Annotated in this window: 19 protein-coding genes; 15 read left to right on the forward strand and 4 right to left on the reverse strand. The window is 63.3% G+C overall.

Going from position 1 to position 16,274, the window contains the following annotated elements; translation table 11 throughout:
- Nucleotides 1–27 precede the first annotated feature (27 nt).
- Complete coding sequence (locus A3CW_RS46540) at nucleotides 28–456, forward strand: hypothetical protein (protein ID WP_035513176.1); 429 nt, start codon at nucleotides 28–30, stop codon at nucleotides 454–456.
- A gap of 112 nt (nucleotides 457–568) precedes the next feature.
- Here the strand turns inward: A3CW_RS46540 and A3CW_RS0116675 are convergent, their stop codons facing one another.
- A complete protein-coding gene (locus A3CW_RS0116675) occupies nucleotides 569–1,183 on the reverse strand; it encodes a LysE family translocator (protein WP_245623670.1) in 615 nt (204 codons plus the stop codon).
- 135 nt (nucleotides 1,184–1,318) lie between these two features.
- Here A3CW_RS0116675 and A3CW_RS0116680 point away from each other — a divergent pair, with 135 nt between their 5' ends.
- The gene (locus tag A3CW_RS0116680) at nucleotides 1,319–1,771 is read left to right on the forward strand and encodes an Lrp/AsnC family transcriptional regulator (protein ID WP_028204588.1); all 453 of its coding nucleotides are present in this window, start codon (nucleotides 1,319–1,321) and stop codon (nucleotides 1,769–1,771) included.
- Between the two features lie 41 nt (nucleotides 1,772–1,812).
- Here the strand turns inward: A3CW_RS0116680 and A3CW_RS0116685 are convergent, their stop codons facing one another.
- Nucleotides 1,813–2,256: a PaaI family thioesterase gene (locus A3CW_RS0116685; protein WP_028204589.1), complete on the reverse strand. Its 444-nt coding sequence runs from the start codon at nucleotides 2,254–2,256 to the stop codon at nucleotides 1,813–1,815.
- A 272-nt stretch (nucleotides 2,257–2,528) separates the two neighbouring features.
- On the opposite strand from A3CW_RS0116685, the gene A3CW_RS0116690 reads away from it, so the two are divergent.
- From A3CW_RS0116690 to A3CW_RS0116745, 12 genes are all read left to right on the forward strand, one after another.
- Nucleotides 2,529–3,296, forward strand: coding sequence for a bestrophin-like domain (locus tag A3CW_RS0116690; protein WP_028204590.1), 768 nt, complete (start codon nucleotides 2,529–2,531; stop codon nucleotides 3,294–3,296).
- Between the two features lie 140 nt (nucleotides 3,297–3,436).
- Nucleotides 3,437–3,856 (forward strand): MarR family winged helix-turn-helix transcriptional regulator, encoded by a 420-nt coding sequence (locus tag A3CW_RS0116695; protein WP_028204591.1) that lies wholly within the window; start codon nucleotides 3,437–3,439, stop codon nucleotides 3,854–3,856.
- A 90-nt stretch (nucleotides 3,857–3,946) separates the two neighbouring features.
- Entirely contained in the window at nucleotides 3,947–4,969 is a 1,023-nt protein-coding gene (locus tag A3CW_RS46545) for a chloride channel protein (RefSeq protein ID WP_081771694.1), read from the forward strand.
- A gap of 261 nt (nucleotides 4,970–5,230) precedes the next feature.
- Nucleotides 5,231–6,001 carry a GntR family transcriptional regulator gene (locus tag A3CW_RS0116705; protein ID WP_028204592.1) on the forward strand — a complete coding sequence of 257 codons (771 nt, stop codon included), beginning with the start codon at nucleotides 5,231–5,233 and terminating at the stop codon, nucleotides 5,999–6,001.
- Nucleotides 5,998–7,737, forward strand: a complete 1,740-nt coding sequence (locus tag A3CW_RS0116710; protein WP_028204593.1) for a fumarate reductase/succinate dehydrogenase flavoprotein subunit — start codon at nucleotides 5,998–6,000, stop codon at nucleotides 7,735–7,737. The genes A3CW_RS0116705 and A3CW_RS0116710 overlap by 4 nt, the downstream gene beginning before the upstream one ends.
- Nucleotides 7,738–7,748: 11 nt before the next feature.
- Nucleotides 7,749–7,994: a 4Fe-4S dicluster domain-containing protein gene (locus tag A3CW_RS0116715; RefSeq protein WP_028204594.1), complete on the forward strand. Its 246-nt coding sequence runs from the start codon at nucleotides 7,749–7,751 to the stop codon at nucleotides 7,992–7,994.
- Between the two features lie 46 nt (nucleotides 7,995–8,040).
- On the forward strand, nucleotides 8,041–9,468 hold the full coding sequence (locus tag A3CW_RS0116720; protein WP_028204595.1) for an ABC transporter substrate-binding protein: 1,428 nt from the start codon (nucleotides 8,041–8,043) through the stop codon (nucleotides 9,466–9,468).
- Nucleotides 9,469–9,502: 34 nt separating this feature from the next.
- Nucleotides 9,503–10,363 (forward strand): ABC transporter permease, encoded by an 861-nt coding sequence (locus A3CW_RS0116725; RefSeq protein WP_028204596.1) that lies wholly within the window; start codon nucleotides 9,503–9,505, stop codon nucleotides 10,361–10,363.
- Nucleotides 10,364–10,377: 14 nt separating this feature from the next.
- Nucleotides 10,378–11,178 (forward strand): ABC transporter ATP-binding protein, encoded by an 801-nt coding sequence (locus tag A3CW_RS0116730; RefSeq protein WP_028204597.1) that lies wholly within the window; start codon nucleotides 10,378–10,380, stop codon nucleotides 11,176–11,178.
- Nucleotides 11,179–11,213: 35 nt separating this feature from the next.
- Nucleotides 11,214–12,209 (forward strand): HEAT repeat domain-containing protein, encoded by a 996-nt coding sequence (locus A3CW_RS0116735; RefSeq protein ID WP_028204598.1) that lies wholly within the window; start codon nucleotides 11,214–11,216, stop codon nucleotides 12,207–12,209.
- A complete protein-coding gene (locus tag A3CW_RS0116740) occupies nucleotides 12,206–12,499 on the forward strand; it encodes a gamma-butyrobetaine hydroxylase-like domain-containing protein (RefSeq protein WP_028204599.1) in 294 nt (97 codons plus the stop codon). The genes A3CW_RS0116735 and A3CW_RS0116740 overlap by 4 nt, the downstream gene beginning before the upstream one ends.
- 85 nt (nucleotides 12,500–12,584) lie before the next feature.
- Nucleotides 12,585–13,469: a hypothetical protein gene (locus A3CW_RS0116745; RefSeq protein WP_154677962.1), complete on the forward strand. Its 885-nt coding sequence runs from the start codon at nucleotides 12,585–12,587 to the stop codon at nucleotides 13,467–13,469.
- 47 nt (nucleotides 13,470–13,516) lie between these two features.
- Here the strand turns inward: A3CW_RS0116745 and A3CW_RS0116750 are convergent, their stop codons facing one another.
- Together A3CW_RS0116750 and A3CW_RS46550 are read right to left on the reverse strand one after the other, a co-directional pair.
- Entirely contained in the window at nucleotides 13,517–14,518 is a 1,002-nt protein-coding gene (locus A3CW_RS0116750; RefSeq protein ID WP_028204601.1) for an MvdC/MvdD family ATP grasp protein, read from the reverse strand.
- Between the two features lie 96 nt (nucleotides 14,519–14,614).
- On the reverse strand, nucleotides 14,615–14,905 hold the full coding sequence (locus A3CW_RS46550; RefSeq protein WP_035513180.1) for a microviridin/marinostatin family tricyclic proteinase inhibitor: 291 nt from the start codon (nucleotides 14,903–14,905) through the stop codon (nucleotides 14,615–14,617).
- Between the two features lie 310 nt (nucleotides 14,906–15,215).
- Between A3CW_RS46550 and A3CW_RS0116760 the strand changes: the two genes are divergently transcribed.
- Nucleotides 15,216–16,211 carry an aldo/keto reductase gene (locus tag A3CW_RS0116760; RefSeq protein WP_028204602.1) on the forward strand — a complete coding sequence of 332 codons (996 nt, stop codon included), beginning with the start codon at nucleotides 15,216–15,218 and terminating at the stop codon, nucleotides 16,209–16,211.
- Nucleotides 16,212–16,274: the final 63 nt, after the last annotated feature.

Raw genomic sequence — 16,274 nt, forward strand, 5'->3', positions numbered from 1 at the left:
CTGCCTGAAACCCAAGGAACGTCCGACATGAAATTCAACGACACTGCGCCTGTATTGGCGCCCGAAAACGCGCCGCCGCTTTGGCTGGCGAGACTGGCAGAAAATGCAACGCTGGAAGCGACCGTCCTGAAGCGTCCGATAGAGGGCCGCGCAGATATCCTTTCCGTGATCAGGCATGCCGTTTCTCTCTATGAGTTCCAGCATCACAGCTACAAGGGGAAAATCGGCGACAGCCTCTACATGGAGTCCTATCGATCGCAGATCCAGGGAGAACTGATCGAAACCGTGGTCGTCGCGCATCTGGACCAGAATGGCGAAACGGATTCGGTCGTCATCAACCATCGGCCGCTCAAGGCAGCGCTGTTGTTTTCGGCACTGATGTGGGAGCGGGTAGACGAACGATTCCGCGATCACTATCTGAGCGGACCGGATGCGGCGGCCATGAAGTCGATGTAGTTCGTCAAGCAGCGTCGAGCCGGGCGCGGTCGTCAACGGGGTCGCACTGCCACCTTGCGCCTCCGCGATCCGGTCCCGCACGAGCGTCAACACGCCGGTTCGCCTGCGGCCGTCAATGCATGAAAGCAAATGCCTGCTCGGCAAACAGAATGACAGCAACCACGATCATCGTCGCGCCGGACAACTGACTCACCCTGCGGGCAGCCGTTGGCCGGGTCGTCAGAATGGCCTTCGAACCCACGCCGACGACGGAGTAAACCGACGCACAGTTGATCATGTGCAGCAGACCCAGCGCCACGATCTGCGTGGAGACCGGCCACAAGGCGTCGCGCCGTGTGAACTGCGGCAGGAGCGCGACGAACAAGAGAATGGCCTTCGGATTCAGACCGCTGATCGCGAATCCACGCAACGACCATCTCCACCGGCTTCGCTCGTCCTGCGCCTGTCCAACCGGGAGTTCCGAAGGCCGCATGAATGTCCTGATACCCAGCCAAACCAGGTAGGCCCCGCCAACGGCAGTCAGCACGGGAAGCACGCCGGGGACGCTCATCACCAGCGTTCCGACACCTGCTGCCACGATCAGCGTGATCGCGAGATAGCCGGCCAGCATGCCGCCAACGGCAGGCGCGATCGCGCCGCCGCGCAGTCCCGCCGAAATCACGTACGCCCAGTCGGCGCCGGGGACCATCACCAGCGAGATCGATACGATCCAGAACGCCGTCAACAAACTTGCTTCCACTTCTACACTCGCTTCCTGTCAAACGGGCGCCACCGCCCGAAGGCGGAAATGGTAGGCCCTGGGACGCGAAAAGTGCTCCCTATGTCTTGCGTGTTCCGGGCGCTGAACGCTACTATTTAGCGCATGGATGCGATCGATCGAAAAATTCTTGCTGAGATACAGCAGGATGGACGAATTTCACTCACCGAGCTGAGCGAGCGGGTTGGCTTGAGTGTCTCCCCATGCCAGCGACGGCTGCGCGCGCTGGAGAGCGAACAGGTGATCAGCGGTTACCGCGCCACGATCGACGCGGCGGCAGTCGGCCTGAATTTTTCCGCGATCGTCTTCGCGACCTTGCGCGAAGGCAGCAGTGAGAACGTGCAATCGTTCGAGGACGCGCTCATCGACATTCCCGAAATCACGCGTGCTGAGCGTCTGTTCGGCGAACCCGACTACATGCTGCATGTCGTCACGCGGGACCTGAAGGCGTTCCAAACCCTCTATGATCGCCGGCTGCTGCCGCTGCCGTCGGTACTGCGGCTGACCTCGACGCTCGTGATGAAGAGCATCTTTCAGGACCGGCCGCTTCCGTTGTGATCACATCGATCGTTCCCGCTTGAACCATGGCGGGGGGAAGGCTATTTTTCCGCCTTGCCATGCATGACCATGATTGTCTGCTGCATGAGGGCGCAGAGCACCTCCCTACCCTCCTTCATCGCAAAGACTTCCGCCTGGGTGACGATCAGCGTACGTCCTGGCCGAACCACTTGCCCACGTGCTATCAATTTCTCGCCGTCGGCAGGCGCCACGAGATTCATTTTGTATTCGACGGTCAGGACCGAGGCACTCGCCGGAACCATGGTCATCGCGGCGTAACCCGCCGACGAATCCGCAATCATGCCGACAACCCCGCCATGCACGAAGCCGTGTTGTTGCTCGATGCCGTCCCAGTGCGGGACATGAATTTCAGTTCGTCCGTGCTCGATGACAGGCAAGGTCGCGTGAATCAGCCTCATTGCGCTTTGCTTGTCAAAGCTTGCGGCAACATCTCTGACAAAGTCAGGGTTGGCAATGTCGTGCATCGATTGTCTCGCCAGGGTTGTTGAATCCGCAAACTCTACAGGCCCGTTGACATTAGCGTCAATGAACCTGTAGATGCCGCGCAGGTCGGCGTTGGCTCGCGAGCGTCGACAGGCTGGCAGGCATTTTTAAGCAGCACGTACAGCGTCGACGCAACCTGCGAATCTTGCGTATATCCTGCATCTGCATCGCGCCCCATAGGCTCAAAACAGGATTCTCCAGGTCCCCTGCGTGTCCACGCGGCTCGCCCGACAACAGTCCTCAAGGATTCGAGATGACGCAACTCGTCCATCATCCCGCCTACCTCTTCGTCACGCTGCTCGTCTTGCTATCCGTGGCGGCCGCGCTCGGTGCGATCGGTCTACTCCGTGCCGTTCCGCTTTCGGACGATGCGCGCGACAACTACAACGTCGTTCAGGGAGCCACGCTCACACTGCTTGCACTCCTGATTGGCTTTACGCTTTCGATGGCAGTGAGCCGCTACGATCAGCGCAAGAATTACGAGGAAGAGGAAGCGAACGCCATTGGCACCCAGTACCTGCGCGTGGAATTGCTCGGCGAACCACGCACCGCGAAAGTCAAGGCGCTACTGCGTGACTACGTGCAACTGCGCATTGAGTACTACAAGACACGCGATGCGCACGAACTGGAAATCATCAACGCAAAGACCGCTGAACTCCAGGGCCAGTTGTGGGCGAGCGTGCGGGAAGCGGCGATCGCGCAACCCACCCCGATTGCCGCGCTCGTCGTAGCCGGCATGAACGACGTCATCAACACCCAGGGCTACACGCAGGCGGCATGGCTCAATCGCATTCCGGTATCCGCGTGGGTGCTCATGATGGCCATTGCGTTCTTCAGCAACCTGATGCAGGGGTACGGCGCGCACGGTGCGACTGGGCGGCGCGTGCTGCTGTTCGTGCTGCCCATTACCGTATCGCTCTCTCTTTCGCTCATTGCGGACATCGACAGTCCTCGTGGGGGGCTCATCCGCGTGATTCCCCAGAATCTCATCAGCCTGCAGCAATCGCTGCCGGCGAGCTGACACCGTGCGTGACCGATGGCCGAAAGCACGTGCGTGGTAACCTCCCGACGGCCGGTCTGCCGCCACCATCCCATTGCCCGCCGCAACCCGTTTGCCCGGCGAGGCACCCCGCACGACCGGCAACGCATCAGGAACAGCACATGAATTCAGGCAAATCAACCAGACGCGCGCTGCCAGGCAAGCGCGAACTCGAGGCGATGTCGGCGTTCCGGTATGACCTGCGCAAGTTTCTGCGGGCTTCCGAAGAGATCGCCAATGCCGCGGGTATCACGACGCTCCAGTACCAGTTGCTGCTGCACGTATGCGGCTTTCCCGACCGCCACTGGGCGACCGTCGGCGAACTCGCGGAGCGGTTGCAGGCGGCGCCAAACGGCACTGCGGCGCTCGTCTCGCGCTGCGAGTCCGCCGGGCTCGTGACGCGCAAACCCGATCCCGCCGACCGTCGCCAGGTGCAGGTCCATCTCACACCCAAAGGCGAGATGTTCCTGCTCGAACTCGCGGCCGAGCACAAGGCGGTCTATGGCGCGTTCGGCTGGGTGTTCGATGAGGCCGCCAGCTAGCCCTTCCCGAAGCGGGCCTGCTGGCCTGGCGCGGTGAAACAGGCAATTTATGTCACAATGTGCCTTAAATGCCATTTTCTCCGGCCACCCATGCGATTTACGAACATTTTTGATCGGCGCGCGATTGTGCGAAGCCATCGGCGCTGGCGCTATTTCGGCGTGTTCTGGGTCGGCGCCATTGCGACGGGGCTCGTCGCGGTCATGTACGCGCGGCTCATCGACTTCGGCTTCGACGTCTTTGTGCGGATGACCGCCCACAACTGGTGGTTGCCGCTCGTCATCACGCCGGCGATCGCCGCGTTCAGCGTCTGGGCCACGCGCCGCTGGTTTCCGGGTTCGGAGGGCAGCGGCATCCCGCAGGTCATCGCGACACTGCACGACGTGCGCGGACTCGGCCCGCGCCTGCTCACGCTGCGCATCCTGATCGGCAAGATCGCCCTGTCGTTCCTCGCGATCCTCGGCGGATTCACGATTGGCCGCGAAGGGCCGACTATCCACGTGGGCGCCGCGCTGATGTACAGCCTGCGGCGTTTCTACCCGGCGCGGCTGCGCAGCATGTACGGCGTCGGCCTCGAATACAAACTCGCGCTCGCTGGCGCCGCCGCGGGCCTTTCCGCCGCGTTCAATGCGCCGCTCGCGGGTGTGGTCTTCGCCATCGAGGAACTCACGCGCAGCTTCGAGGCGAAAACCAGCGGCGTGATCATCACGGCCATCATCTTTGCGGGCGTCGTCTCACTCGCGCTGCAAGGCAACTATGTGTACTTCGGCACCATCGCCATCGGCGGCCATTTTCCCGATCTGCTGGCGGTCGCCGTCATTCTCGTCGGCGTGATCACCGGCCTCGCGGGCGGCGTGTTCTGCTGGCTGCTGCTCAACACCGAACGATGNATCGTACAGAGCATGAGCAGAAAGGGAAGTTGCTGGGACAACGCGGTGGTCGAACGCTTCTTCCGGAGCCTGAAGAACGAATGGATCGGCGATCAGGAGTACGGTAGTCACGAACAGGCTCAACGCGATATCACGGGCTACATCGCTGACTTCTACAACTACCGGCGCATTCATTCGGCAGCAAACAATCTGCCGCCAGTGCGATACGAAACTTCGATTTATTGAAAAGCCCCTTTGTGGGTGTCCAAAGAGGCTTGACCACTACAGGTGCCGCCCCGCACAGGGGCAACGCCTGCATATCGACGCGAACACAAGGAAAGGCCAAAGCAGCAAGAACCACAAACCCAACTCCTCCGCGATAGCATCAAAACCCACAACAAAACAACCCCAACCAAAACCCCAAGAAATACATATCAGAATTCGTTAGTTTGTCGCAGATGGAAGGCTGCCTACACTCCACATCCATCTTGTTATGACAAGCCAACCATGTCCCGAACGAATCTGGTAGCGCTATCCCCCCAGCCGCTCTACGTACAGATCAAAGACACGCTGCGCGAGCGCATCCTGAACGGCACCTATGCGCCGCACAGCCAGATGCCCTCCGAACACGAGCTATGCGCCCTGTTCGGAGTCAGCCGCATTACCGTGCGCCAGGCGCTCGGCGATCTGCAAAAGGAAGGCCTGGTCTTCAGGCTGCACGGCAAGGGCACGTTCGTCTCCAGGCCCAAGGCATTCCAGAACGTGACCTCGTTGCAAGGCTTCGCGGAAGCGATGTCGTCGATGGGCTACGAGATCGTCAACCAGTTGCGCAGCTTCAGGATCATCAAAGCCGATCGCCACGTCGCGCAGCGTCTCAACCTGCCAGAAGGCGCGCCGGTCGCGGAAATCCACCGCGTACGCATGCTCAACCGCGAACCGGTATCGCTAGAACTCACGTGGGTGCCCGAAGCGCTCGGCAAACGGCTCGCCAACGCCGACCTCGGCACGCGCGACATCTTCCTGATTCTCGAGAACGACTGCGGCGTGCCGCTCGGTCATGCCGATGTGTCGATCGACGCGATTCTCGCCGACGACGACATCGCCCGCGCCCTGCGCGTGGAAGACGGCAGCCCCGTGCTGCGGATCGAGCGCCTGACGCACGACGCTTCCGGCAATCCCATCGACTACGAATACCTGTACTTCCGCGGCGACGCCTTCCAGTACCGGCTGCGCGTCGACCGCCAGAAAACCCGTGCAAGGGGAAGGAAAGCGCAATGAATACCGAAGTGCTCGAATACGACATCGTGGTCGTCGGCGGCGGCACGGCCGGCCCAATGGCTGCGATCAAGGCCAAGGAACGCAACCCGGCGCTCAAGGTACTGCTGCTCGAAAAAGCCAACGTCAAGCGCAGCGGCGCAATCTCGATGGGCATGGACGGCCTGAATAACGCCATCATTCCCGGCCACGCCACGCCCGAGCAGTACACGCGCGAGATCACCGTCGCCAACGATGGTATTGTCGACCAGGAGGCCGTCTATGCCTATGCGCGCCACAGCTTCACGACCATCGAGCAGCTCGACCGCTGGGGCGTGAAGTTCGAGAAGGACGGCAACGGCGACTACGCCGTGAAGAAGGTCCATCACATGGGCGCCTACGTGCTGCCCATGCCTGAGGGACATGACGTGAAAAAGATCCTCTACCGGCAGCTCAAACGCGCGCGTATCGAGATCACGAACCGCATCGTCGCCACGCGGCTCATGACCGACTCGCAGGGCCGCGTGAGCGGCGTGCTCGGCTTCGACTGCCGCACGGCGCAGTTCCACGTGGTGCGCGCGAAAGCCGTGATCCTGTGCTGCGGCGCGGCTGGGCGCCTCGGCCTGCCCTCCTCCGGCTACCTGATGGGCACTTACGAGAATCCGACCAATGCGGGCGACGGCTACGCCATGGCGTACCACGCGGGCGCCGCCCTCGCGAACCTGGAATGCTTTCAGATCAATCCGCTTATTAAGGACTACAACGGACCCGCATGTGCGTATGTCACCGGGCCGCTGGGCGGCTTCACCGCGAACGGCAAGGGCGAACGCTTCATCGAATGCGACTACTGGAGCGGCCAGATGATGTGGGAGTTCTACCAGGAATTGCAGAGCGGCAATGGTCCCGTGTTCCTGAAACTCGACCATCTTGCCGAAGAAACGATCCAGACCATCGAGCAGATCCTGCACACCAACGAGCGCCCAAGCCGAGGCCGGTTCCACGCGGGCCGCGGCACGGACTACCGTCAGCAGATGGTCGAAATGCATATCTCCGAGATCGGCTTTTGCAGCGGGCATAGCGCATCAGGTGTCTACGTGAATTCGCGCGCCGAGACGACCGTGCCCGGACTCTATGCAGCAGGCGACATGGCGGCCGTGCCCCACAACTATATGCTGGGCGCGTTCACCTACGGCTGGTTCGCGGGCGCCAACGCGGCCGAATACGTGCAAGGCCGCGAGCACGCGAGCCTCGACGAAGGCCAGATCGCCGCCGAACGCGCGCGCATCTACGCGCCGCTCGAACGCGAAAACGGGCTCGCGCCGGCTCAGGTCGAATACAAGCTGCGCCGCATGGTGAACGACTATCTTCAGCCGCCCAAGGTCACGCGCAAGATGGAGATCGGCCTGCAGCGCTTCGACGAGATTGCCGAAGACATCGACTCGATCAAGGCCAACAATGCGCACGAATTGATGCGCGCCGCCGAGGTGCGCGCGATTCGCGACTGCGCCGAAATGGCGGCGCGCGCCTCGCTGTTCCGCACCGAAAGCCGCTGGGGTCTTTATCACCACCGGGTCGATTACCCGCAGCGCAACGACGCCGAATGGTTCTGCCACACGCACCTGCGCAAGGACGCTTCCGGCAGGATGACGAGCGAAAAGCGCGCGGTCGAGCCGTACATCGTCCCGCTCGCGCAAGCGGATCGAGGCGCCTACGATCAGCTCCGCATTCGCGAATCCGCGGAACTCGCCACCGAACACTGAGGAATCCGGATATGTCCTATACGCCGCACGATATCTTTCAGCGCAGCAGTGCACCCGTCACGATCGACGAAGACCGCTGCATCGCCGACAAGGGCTGCACGGTTTGCGTGGACGTGTGCCCGCTCGACCTGCTCGCGATCGACGTGAGCAAGGGCAAGGCCTACATGCAATTCGACGAATGCTGGTATTGCATGCCCTGCGAGCGCGACTGCCCGACTGGTGCAGTCAAGGTCGACATTCCCTACCTGTTGCGCTAACCGCTGCCACCCCACGACGGTTCCCGTACTGCCCGCCAAACAGACCATGAAAACACGCCAACGGATTCTTCGCCTTCTCGCCGCCCCGCTGCTGTTGACCGCGGCGATCACCGTACACGCCGAGACGATTCGCGTCGCGATCGGCACCCAGGACACGACCATCAACTGCGCGACAGGCGGCCTACTGATCCGCGAACTGCATTTGCTCGACAAGTATCTGCCGCACACCGGAAAATACGCGAACGTCACTTACGACGTGCAGTGGAAAGACTTCACTTCCGGCGCGCCGCTCACGAACGAAATGTTAGCCGGCAAGCTCGACTTCGGCGCCATGGCGGATTTCCCGGGCTCGCTCAATGGCGCGGCGTTCCAGAAGGCGGGCCGAAAGAGCCTCTTCATCACCGTGCTCGAGGGCAGCACCGAGGGCAGCGGCAACGGCATCGTCGTGCCCGTCAACTCGCCGGTGCATTCGATCGCCGACCTCAAGGGCAAGACGATCTCAGTGCCGTTCGCCTCGACGTCGCACGGCATGCTGCTGCGCGCGATCAAGGCACAAGGCTGGAACCCGGATACCGACGTGAACATCATCACGCAAGCGCCGGAAGTGGCCGGGAGCGCCCTCAAGGCGGGCAAGATCGACGCCCACGCCGACTTCGTGCCGTTCGCCGACCTGTTCCCGTATCGCGGCATCGCCCGCAAGATCTACGACGGCGCGCAAAGCCATGCGCCCACCTTTCACGGCGCGCTCGTCGATGCCGCCTACGCACAGAAGTACCCCGAAGTGGTGGTCGCATACCTGCGCGCGGCAATCGAGGCGAACCGCCTGATCGCAGAGGATTCCGAAAAATATAGTCTGCTGATCGAAAAGGTGACGGGCATCGAGGCGCCTGTCGACTATCTCTATCATGGCCCGCTCGGCCTGCAAACGCGCGATCTCACCTGGAAGCCGGAGTACCGCCAGGCCGTGGCGACCGCCATCGACACGCTGAAGCTGCTCAAGAAAACGGATGTCAATCTCGATGCGAACACGTTCATCGATGACCGCTACATCCGCGAAGCGTTCAAGGAGTCGGGGCTCGACTATGACGCCGCACTGAAGAACTACGCGCGCCAACCGCTCGCCGCGAACGACGCGCTGACCGGCAAGCCCATCCGGGATTTCCTCACGGTCACGCAGGTGTGGGTCGCCAACGAGGCGCACGTGCGCAACTATGCGAACGCGGCAGAAGCGTTCGCTGCACTCGCGAAACTCGAACAGTCGGGCAGCAAGGTGCGCGCGGTGTACGTGCAGGACCACGACAGCGGCCAGAAGCTCTTCGCTTCGGACGCCTGGTACGTACGCGACGCGCATGGCGGCGTCATCGCCTTCCTGCAGAAAGCGGGCGCCGATGCCTATGCACAGCACACGTCGGGTGCCGTCGTGGACTTTGCAGCCGCGAAAACAGGCGCCCAGCAGGCCCTCGCTTCGCGCTAACGCTTCGCTTACCTGCCTTTTATGAGGAGTCCGCATGTCCGCCACGCTTGACCTCGCAGCCCGGCAACGCCCGGCCGTCCGGGAACCGGCACTGACTGGCGCCGCAGCGCGCAGCGCACGGATACGCCGCCGCGCATGGCGCGCCGGCTCGATCGTGCTGTTCGTGGCCGTCTGGCAACTGGCCGTTCATTACCGGCTCTCGCTTGGCATCATCACGTTCGCGAACGTTCCTTCGCCCGCCGACGCCATTCCCGCGCTATGGGCGCTGCTCCATTCGCCGAAGCTGCCCATGCATCTCGCCGCGAGCCTGACACGCGTGCTGGCCGGCTTTTGCGCGGCGGCGCTGGTCGGCGTCGGGCTCGGACTCGCGATCGGCCGCTATCGCGCGCTTGAAGACGTGCTGCTGCCGCCGCTCGAAGTGCTACGGCCAATCCCGGCGGTCGCGTGGATTCCGCTCGCGATCCTGATGTTTCCCTCTTCGGAACTGAGCATGATGTTCATCACGTTCATCGGTGCGCTGTTCCCGATCCTGCTGAACACGATCCACGGCGTGGAAGCCGTCGACCCCCGCCTCGTCGCCACCGCGCGGGGTCTCGGCACCGGCTCGCTGTCGCTTTACACGGAAGTGGTGTTGCCGGGTGCAGCGCCTGCGATCTTTACAGGTCTTTCGATCGGCATGGGCACCGCCTGGTTCTGCCTCGTGACCGCGGAGATGATCGCCGGGCAGTACGGCATAGGCTATTTCACCTGGGAATCCTATACGCTGCAGAACTACGCGGATATCGTCGTCGGCATGGTCCTGATCGGCGTGCTCGGCATGGGCAGTAGCCTCCTCGTCAAGCGCGTCGGCGCGGCGCTGACGCCGTGGTACCGCCTGCGGGGAGCGCGCCAGTGAACACGCCTGCCGCCATCCACCCGGAAGCCCGCGCCAGCGCGCCGGTGTCCCGCGCGCCCGGGCGCATCGACGTGCGTTCGCTAACCGTGGAGGTCGGGCCGCCGCACGCGCGCTTCGCCGCGCTCGACTCACTGAACGTCGATATCGCGCCCGGCGAATTCGTGTGCGTGCTTGGGCCGTCCGGCTGCGGAAAGTCCACGCTGCTCGGCGCCATTGCGGGACACGTCCCGGCCACGCAGGGCGAAATCGCCGTGGACGGTCTCGCGGTCGACCGCCCGCATCCCGAGCGCGGCCTCGTGTTCCAGCAGCACACGCTGTTCCCCTGGAAGCGTGTGATCGACAACGTGGCCTTCGGCCTGAAGATGAAGGGCGTTGGCGCGAGCGAGCGTCGGCGCGAGGCCGCCGAACTGCTCGCGCTGGTCGGCCTCGCGGGATTCGAGGCGCACTATCCGGCGCAGTTGTCGGGCGGCATGCAGCAGCGCGTGGAAATCGCGCGCGTGCTGATCAACCGCCCGCGCATTCTGCTGATGGACGAGCCCTTCGGCGCACTCGACGCCCAAACGCGCCGCATGATGCAAACGCTGTTGCTCGACATCTGGGCGCAAATCCGCACGACCGTCGTGTTCGTCACGCACGACATCGACGAAGCGCTGTTTCTCGGCGACCGCATCCTGATGCTCTCGCAGCGACCCGCGCGCCTCATTGCCGATATCGCGGTGCCGCTCGCGCGGCCGCGCAGCGACGAGAGCACGACCGAAGCCGGCTTCATCGACATCAAGCGCCACTGCCTCGCGTTGCTGCGCGAAGCGGCGTAGCCCCGCAAGCGTCCACCAGACAACCGCCTTTTCCCATGACCGTTTCCGCTCCCATCTCGCCGAACCCGCAGCACCTGAGCGCCGAAGCGAGCGCCCTGCTCGCGCGCCTCGCCGACGCCGATCCCGCTGTGCGCCGCATCGCGCTCTTCGAACTCGCCGATCTCGAGGATGAAGCGCTGCTGCCCGCGTTCGTGGCCACGCTGCGCGACGATCCCGCTCCAGACGTACGCCGCGAAGCCGCCGCCGTGCTGGCCTCGTGGGAAGACGACGACGTCGTCGAAGCGCTCTGTGCAGCGTTGCTCGACACCGACGACGAGGTGCGCGAAGCCGCGGCGCAAAGTCTTTCGGAATTGAAAGCCCAGTCGTCGGGCCATGTGCTGCGCCGGTGGGCCACGCGGCCCGAACCGTTCGTGCGCCGCGCGGCGCTGCGCGGCCTGCGCGAACTCCGCTTTGCGGATGCCTTCGAGCCCGCGCTGCACGCGCTCGCGGACACCGAGGCCGACGTGCGACTCGAGGCCGTCGCCGTGCTCGGCTGGCTAAAGGAGGTGCGCGCGCTGGAGGCGCTCGCCGCGCTCGGCGCCGGCGACGCGCACCCGGAGGTCCGCCGCGCGGCCGTTGGCGCGCTTGGCTTCGCCTCGCCGGGCGATCAGGCCACGCTCGACGCCCTGCTCACGGCATTGCGCGACGACGCCTGGCAAGTGCGCGAAGAAGCCGCGACGACGCTTGGCAAGCTGCGCGCCGCCACGGCGCTCGCGCCACTTGTCGAGGCGCTCGGCGACGCCTACTGGCAGGTCCGGCTACGCGCGGCCCGCGCGCTCGGACAGCTACGCGATGCGAAGGCGGCCACCGCCGTCGCCGCGCTGCTCACGCATTCGATCAGCAATTTGCGCAAGGAAGCGGCGCTCACGCTCGGCGAACTGGGCGCGCGCGAGTCATTGCCGGCGCTGCAAAGCGCGCTGCAGGACCGCGATCCCGAGGTGCGCAAGGCCGTGCGCATCGCTATCGGCCAGATCGAGGGCGCAGCGCCATGAAAACGCCGCTCGAGGTCCGCAACGACGTCGCCGCGCGAGCGCTCACGCTCTGCTGGCCCGCGGGCGAGACTCAACGTGTGAACCACGCCCGGCTGCGCGCGGCCTGCCCGTGCGCAGCCTGCCGGCGCGTGCGGCTCGGCGGCGCCGCGCCCGCCGCCGCAGCGGACGTGACGCTGATCGCCATCGAGCCGATGGGCTACGGCGTGCAGCTCGCGTTCAGCGACGGCCATGCGCGCGGCATCTATCCCTGGACCTACCTCGAACAACTCGGGCGCGGCGAGGACCGCTAGCTTGCGCCCTGGACCTGGCAGCCACCCGCTCAACCCGCCTCGCTTCAGTCTTCGATTAAAGAACGCTCGCATCGCGCCGATATGCATGCCAAGCCGTGCTCGTTTGACCGGCGCCCCATCCGTTGACAGAGAATCGAAGAAAAAGATGCGAAACAGAATAACCCGCCTGCTCGTCGGCACTTCCTTCACATCCGCTGCGCTGCTGTCGGGATGCGTCCAGTTCGTGCCGGTCAAGGATATGGCCAACGACAAGCCCGGCTATCTCGCGGCGCACTTTGCGGTGGATTCCTTGCCCACGAGCGTTCGTGAAAAGATGCCGGCGCCGGGCACGCACATGCTGCCCTTCAAGGTCTTGACGGTGCTTGGCAAGGTAACGGGCCAGATTGGCACGGCGGGAATCGAGCGCGACTTCAAAACCGTGCTGATCAACGCACAAGATACGGGCATGGTCCAGCAGGTGTATGAAAGCTCGGCGAACGGTGTGCCCGCTGCCGCAACGTTCAGCCTCTCTTACCTCAACATTTACAGCCTGAAAGAGGAAACGGCGAACTACGCGCAGACGGCGGCGTTCATTCCCTTCGTCGCGCACAATGCCGACAACAGCCAGTTCGCTTTCAACGCGCCGCAGGAGAACGAAACCTATACCACGACGTTCGAGTTCGGCACCACGGTCCAGATCGTCAACTTCCGGGCGCTCACGTGGACCTGTCATACGAGCCGCTACTATCCGGCTTCCCAGTTCAATGCCGCGCTCACCGGCAAAGCGATCGACCTGGACTGCGAGCAGACGAAAGACGGCATCGTCCAGAACAAGACGCGTCGAACGTATCTGACTCAATACGGCATCGGCCTGACCCGCTCGGTCGCCACCACTGCCGGAAAACTGGACTGGACCTATAGCGGCTTCGACAAGGACGGGCAACAAACGCTGACGCCGCACGGCCAGGCGGCGATCGAAAAACCGATTTGAGGTCGAGACCGTGACGGGGCGCGCGCGAGCGTCGGCGGCCCCTCTTGTCACGAACCTCGCCTGTTCGAAACGAGCAGATTGGCAATCGCACCCGCGAGCGGCAATCCCGGGTGCTTTTCCAGCCAGAAGAATTCGCCGACCGGGTTGACCTCCAGAAAGCAGTGACGGCCGTCGGGGGTGAGTATGAAGTCTGCCGCGCCGTAGTTGAGGCCCAGAGCATGCATGAGTTTCAGCAGCCCATTCTCGACCTCGGGCGGCAATGCGTACGGCTCCCACGCTTCGAGCAGCCCAAGACCGTCACGGCGCCAGTCGACGCTCGTTTTTTCGGACCGCTGCGAATCGATCGACGCGGTGAATACACGGTTTCCCACGATCGTGGTCCTGAGTTCCAGCGCCTTGGGCACTTGTTCCTGAAAGATGGCCGGGCAATAGCGAAGGTCATCGAGGCGCTCGAGGTCTTTGTCATGAACCGTGCTGGTAAAGACCACTTTCTGCTCCCACTGCTCGTAGATGGCAAACGATGACAGCGTCTTCATGATCATCCCGTGCCTGCATTCGCGTGCGAAACTGCGTACCGCTTCTGGCGCATTGGTGATCAAGGTGCGTGGAATCGTGAGCCCAACCTCTCTCGCGATCTTGAGCTGGAGCTGCTTGTTTTCCGCGCGGCGCAGGCGGTGCACGGGATCGAGATGAAACGCGTCGAGGCTGGCAATCATGCCGTGCAGCGTCGCGCGCGATTGATCGACTGCCGCCCGCCTGAGCTGCCGGTCCATCGCCTCGGGAATGCACTGCCCGATGGCGATCCGCCGGTACCACACGGCGGACACCGTGCCCAGGTCCAGCTCGTAGTCTTCACACGCGATAACCTGCCGCTCTTCGTCGCCGCTGTAGTGGCTGGAAAGCCGAATATCGGTGGGAAAGCGGTTGGTATCGAAGCGGTAAGCCATGCCGCCCTGTGCCGCGACGGCATTCATGACGAGCGGGATACTCTCGTTGTCGTTGCTGTGGGTGATGATCAGTACCACCGGCCGCGGGTGTCGTTCGGACATGGTTGCGCTCCTTTACTGAAGGCGCGCGGCGGGATAGCACGTCGACGCGCGCCCGACTCCGGTCCAGGCATGGTCGCCTGATGGTGAAAAGGAATACTAAATAGACGCACTTTCGCCGTCGGAGGGATACGCCATGGTCACCGGCGAGGAGGGATTATTGCCGGGCATCTGTCCCATAGGCCAGCCCATGTGCCGGAGCATGCCCAGGAAGTCGGGCAATTCACCGACCGGCATGCCTTCCTGGTCGGACGGCGCCACCATCGTCACGACCGCACCGCCGCGTATGGCCTGCATCTCCGCTGCCGTAAGGTTCCTCGAAAACTGGCCTTCGAGGAAATGCGAAAAAAACGGTACGGGTTCCTGAGTTTCGATCTTGACGTTAGACATGGTGCTTACCTCGCTCGAAGTGTGGGGCCATTGATGACCACTACGGCAGCACAGGCCGCCGCCACGTCCTGCAACCGCCGTGCCAGCCAGGTCCGCTCCTCACGGCGGCGCGCCACGCCCTGTCGTGGCGGAGAATCCATGTCGAATCAAGGCCGGAATCGTTGGCTCGAAGCCAACGCGCGGGTATGCAAAGGTGGCCGTCGACCAACAGCAGGGTCAGCAGCGTGGCAAACAGCCAGCTACACTACGGGCGCAGAGGCTATTGCAACGCCTGCGAGACAACTGCGCAAACCACAGGAGGAGCACGCAAATGACGCTTTCGACGAGAACTTTTGGGCGGACCGGCTGGAATGTGTCCGAAATCGGCTTTGGTGCATGGGCAATCGGCGGCTCGTGGGGCAGCGTTGGCGAAGACGACGCCAGAGCCGCGCTGAACGCCGCGCTCGATAACGGCGTCACGTTCATCGACACCGCCGACGTCTACGGCGACGGCCGCTCGGAGCGCATTATCCGGGACGTGTTGCGCGAACGCGGCGGGGAGCGTCCCATCGTGGCCACCAAGCTCGGACGCCGGCTCGACCCGCATGTGACCAGCGGCTATCTGAACAAGCGCGAACTCGAAGGCTTCATCGACCGGAGTCTCGCGAACCTGGGCGTCGACACGCTCGACCTCGTGCAACTGCACTGCCCGCCGACGGAGGTCTATTACCGCCCCGAAGTGTTCGACGCGATGGACAGCTTTGTCGCCGCCGGCAAAATCCGCTTTTACGGCGTTTCGGTCGAAAAGGTGGAGGAAGCGCTGAAGGCGATCGAATATCCCAACGTGGTTTCGGTGCAGATCATCTACAACATGTTCCGTCAACGACCTGCCGACCTGTTTTTCCGCGAGGCGCTCAAGAAGAACGTTGCGGTCATTGCGCGAGTGCCGCTCGCGAGCGGCATGCTCACCGGCAAATTGTCCGCGGATTCCGTTTTTGCGGCAGACGATCACCGTGCGTTCAATCGTCATGGCGAGGCATTCGACGTGGGCGAAACGTTCTCGGGCGTGCCGTACGACGTCGCGTTGAAGGCGGTCGACGAACTGCGCGGCCTGGTACCCGTGGACGCCTCGATGGCACAGCTCGCCCTGCGCTGGATACTCATGGAAGACGCCGTCTCCGTCATCATTCCGGGCAGCAAGAACGCGGCGCAGGCGGCGTCGAATGTCTCGGCGGCAAACCTCGCCCCGCTGTCCGACGCGGCGATGCAACGCGTGCGGGACGTTTACGAACGCTTGATCGCGCCTCACGTCCACCAGCGCTGGTAAAAGCCCTTACGGTCGAGGCCGCTGGAATTTCTGCGCCCGCTTACTCCATTTTGCTCCGCTCCG

Source organism: Paraburkholderia nodosa DSM 21604, from assembly GCF_000519185.1.
GTDB lineage: Bacteria > Pseudomonadota > Gammaproteobacteria > Burkholderiales > Burkholderiaceae > Paraburkholderia > Paraburkholderia nodosa.

What these genes read in the sequence shown, in the direction of transcription:
- A3CW_RS0116720 (WP_028204595.1), top strand. Translation starts at nt 8,041, where the DNA reads ATGAAAACACGCCAACGGATTCTTCGCCTTCTCGCCGCCCCGCTGCTG.
- A3CW_RS0116760 (WP_028204602.1), top strand. Translation starts at nt 15,216, where the DNA reads ATGACGCTTTCGACGAGAACTTTTGGGCGGACCGGCTGGAATGTGTCC.
- A3CW_RS0116750 (WP_028204601.1), bottom strand. Translation starts at nt 14,518, where the DNA reads ATGTCCGAACGACACCCGCGGCCGGTGGTACTGATCATCACCCACAGC.
- A3CW_RS0116710 (WP_028204593.1), top strand. Translation starts at nt 5,998, where the DNA reads ATGAATACCGAAGTGCTCGAATACGACATCGTGGTCGTCGGCGGCGGC.
- A3CW_RS0116680 (WP_028204588.1), top strand. Translation starts at nt 1,319, where the DNA reads ATGGATGCGATCGATCGAAAAATTCTTGCTGAGATACAGCAGGATGGA.
- A3CW_RS0116715 (WP_028204594.1), top strand. Translation starts at nt 7,749, where the DNA reads ATGTCCTATACGCCGCACGATATCTTTCAGCGCAGCAGTGCACCCGTC.
- A3CW_RS0116705 (WP_028204592.1), top strand. Translation starts at nt 5,231, where the DNA reads ATGTCCCGAACGAATCTGGTAGCGCTATCCCCCCAGCCGCTCTACGTA.
- A3CW_RS46540 (WP_035513176.1), top strand. Translation starts at nt 28, where the DNA reads ATGAAATTCAACGACACTGCGCCTGTATTGGCGCCCGAAAACGCGCCG.
- A3CW_RS46550 (WP_035513180.1), bottom strand. Translation starts at nt 14,905, where the DNA reads ATGTCTAACGTCAAGATCGAAACTCAGGAACCCGTACCGTTTTTTTCG.
- A3CW_RS0116735 (WP_028204598.1), top strand. Translation starts at nt 11,214, where the DNA reads ATGACCGTTTCCGCTCCCATCTCGCCGAACCCGCAGCACCTGAGCGCC.
- A3CW_RS0116690 (WP_028204590.1), top strand. Translation starts at nt 2,529, where the DNA reads ATGACGCAACTCGTCCATCATCCCGCCTACCTCTTCGTCACGCTGCTC.
- A3CW_RS0116740 (WP_028204599.1), top strand. Translation starts at nt 12,206, where the DNA reads ATGAAAACGCCGCTCGAGGTCCGCAACGACGTCGCCGCGCGAGCGCTC.
- A3CW_RS0116745 (WP_154677962.1), top strand. Translation starts at nt 12,585, where the DNA reads ATGCCAAGCCGTGCTCGTTTGACCGGCGCCCCATCCGTTGACAGAGAA.
- A3CW_RS0116695 (WP_028204591.1), top strand. Translation starts at nt 3,437, where the DNA reads ATGAATTCAGGCAAATCAACCAGACGCGCGCTGCCAGGCAAGCGCGAA.
- A3CW_RS0116725 (WP_028204596.1), top strand. Translation starts at nt 9,503, where the DNA reads ATGTCCGCCACGCTTGACCTCGCAGCCCGGCAACGCCCGGCCGTCCGG.
- A3CW_RS0116685 (WP_028204589.1), bottom strand. Translation starts at nt 2,256, where the DNA reads ATGCACGACATTGCCAACCCTGACTTTGTCAGAGATGTTGCCGCAAGC.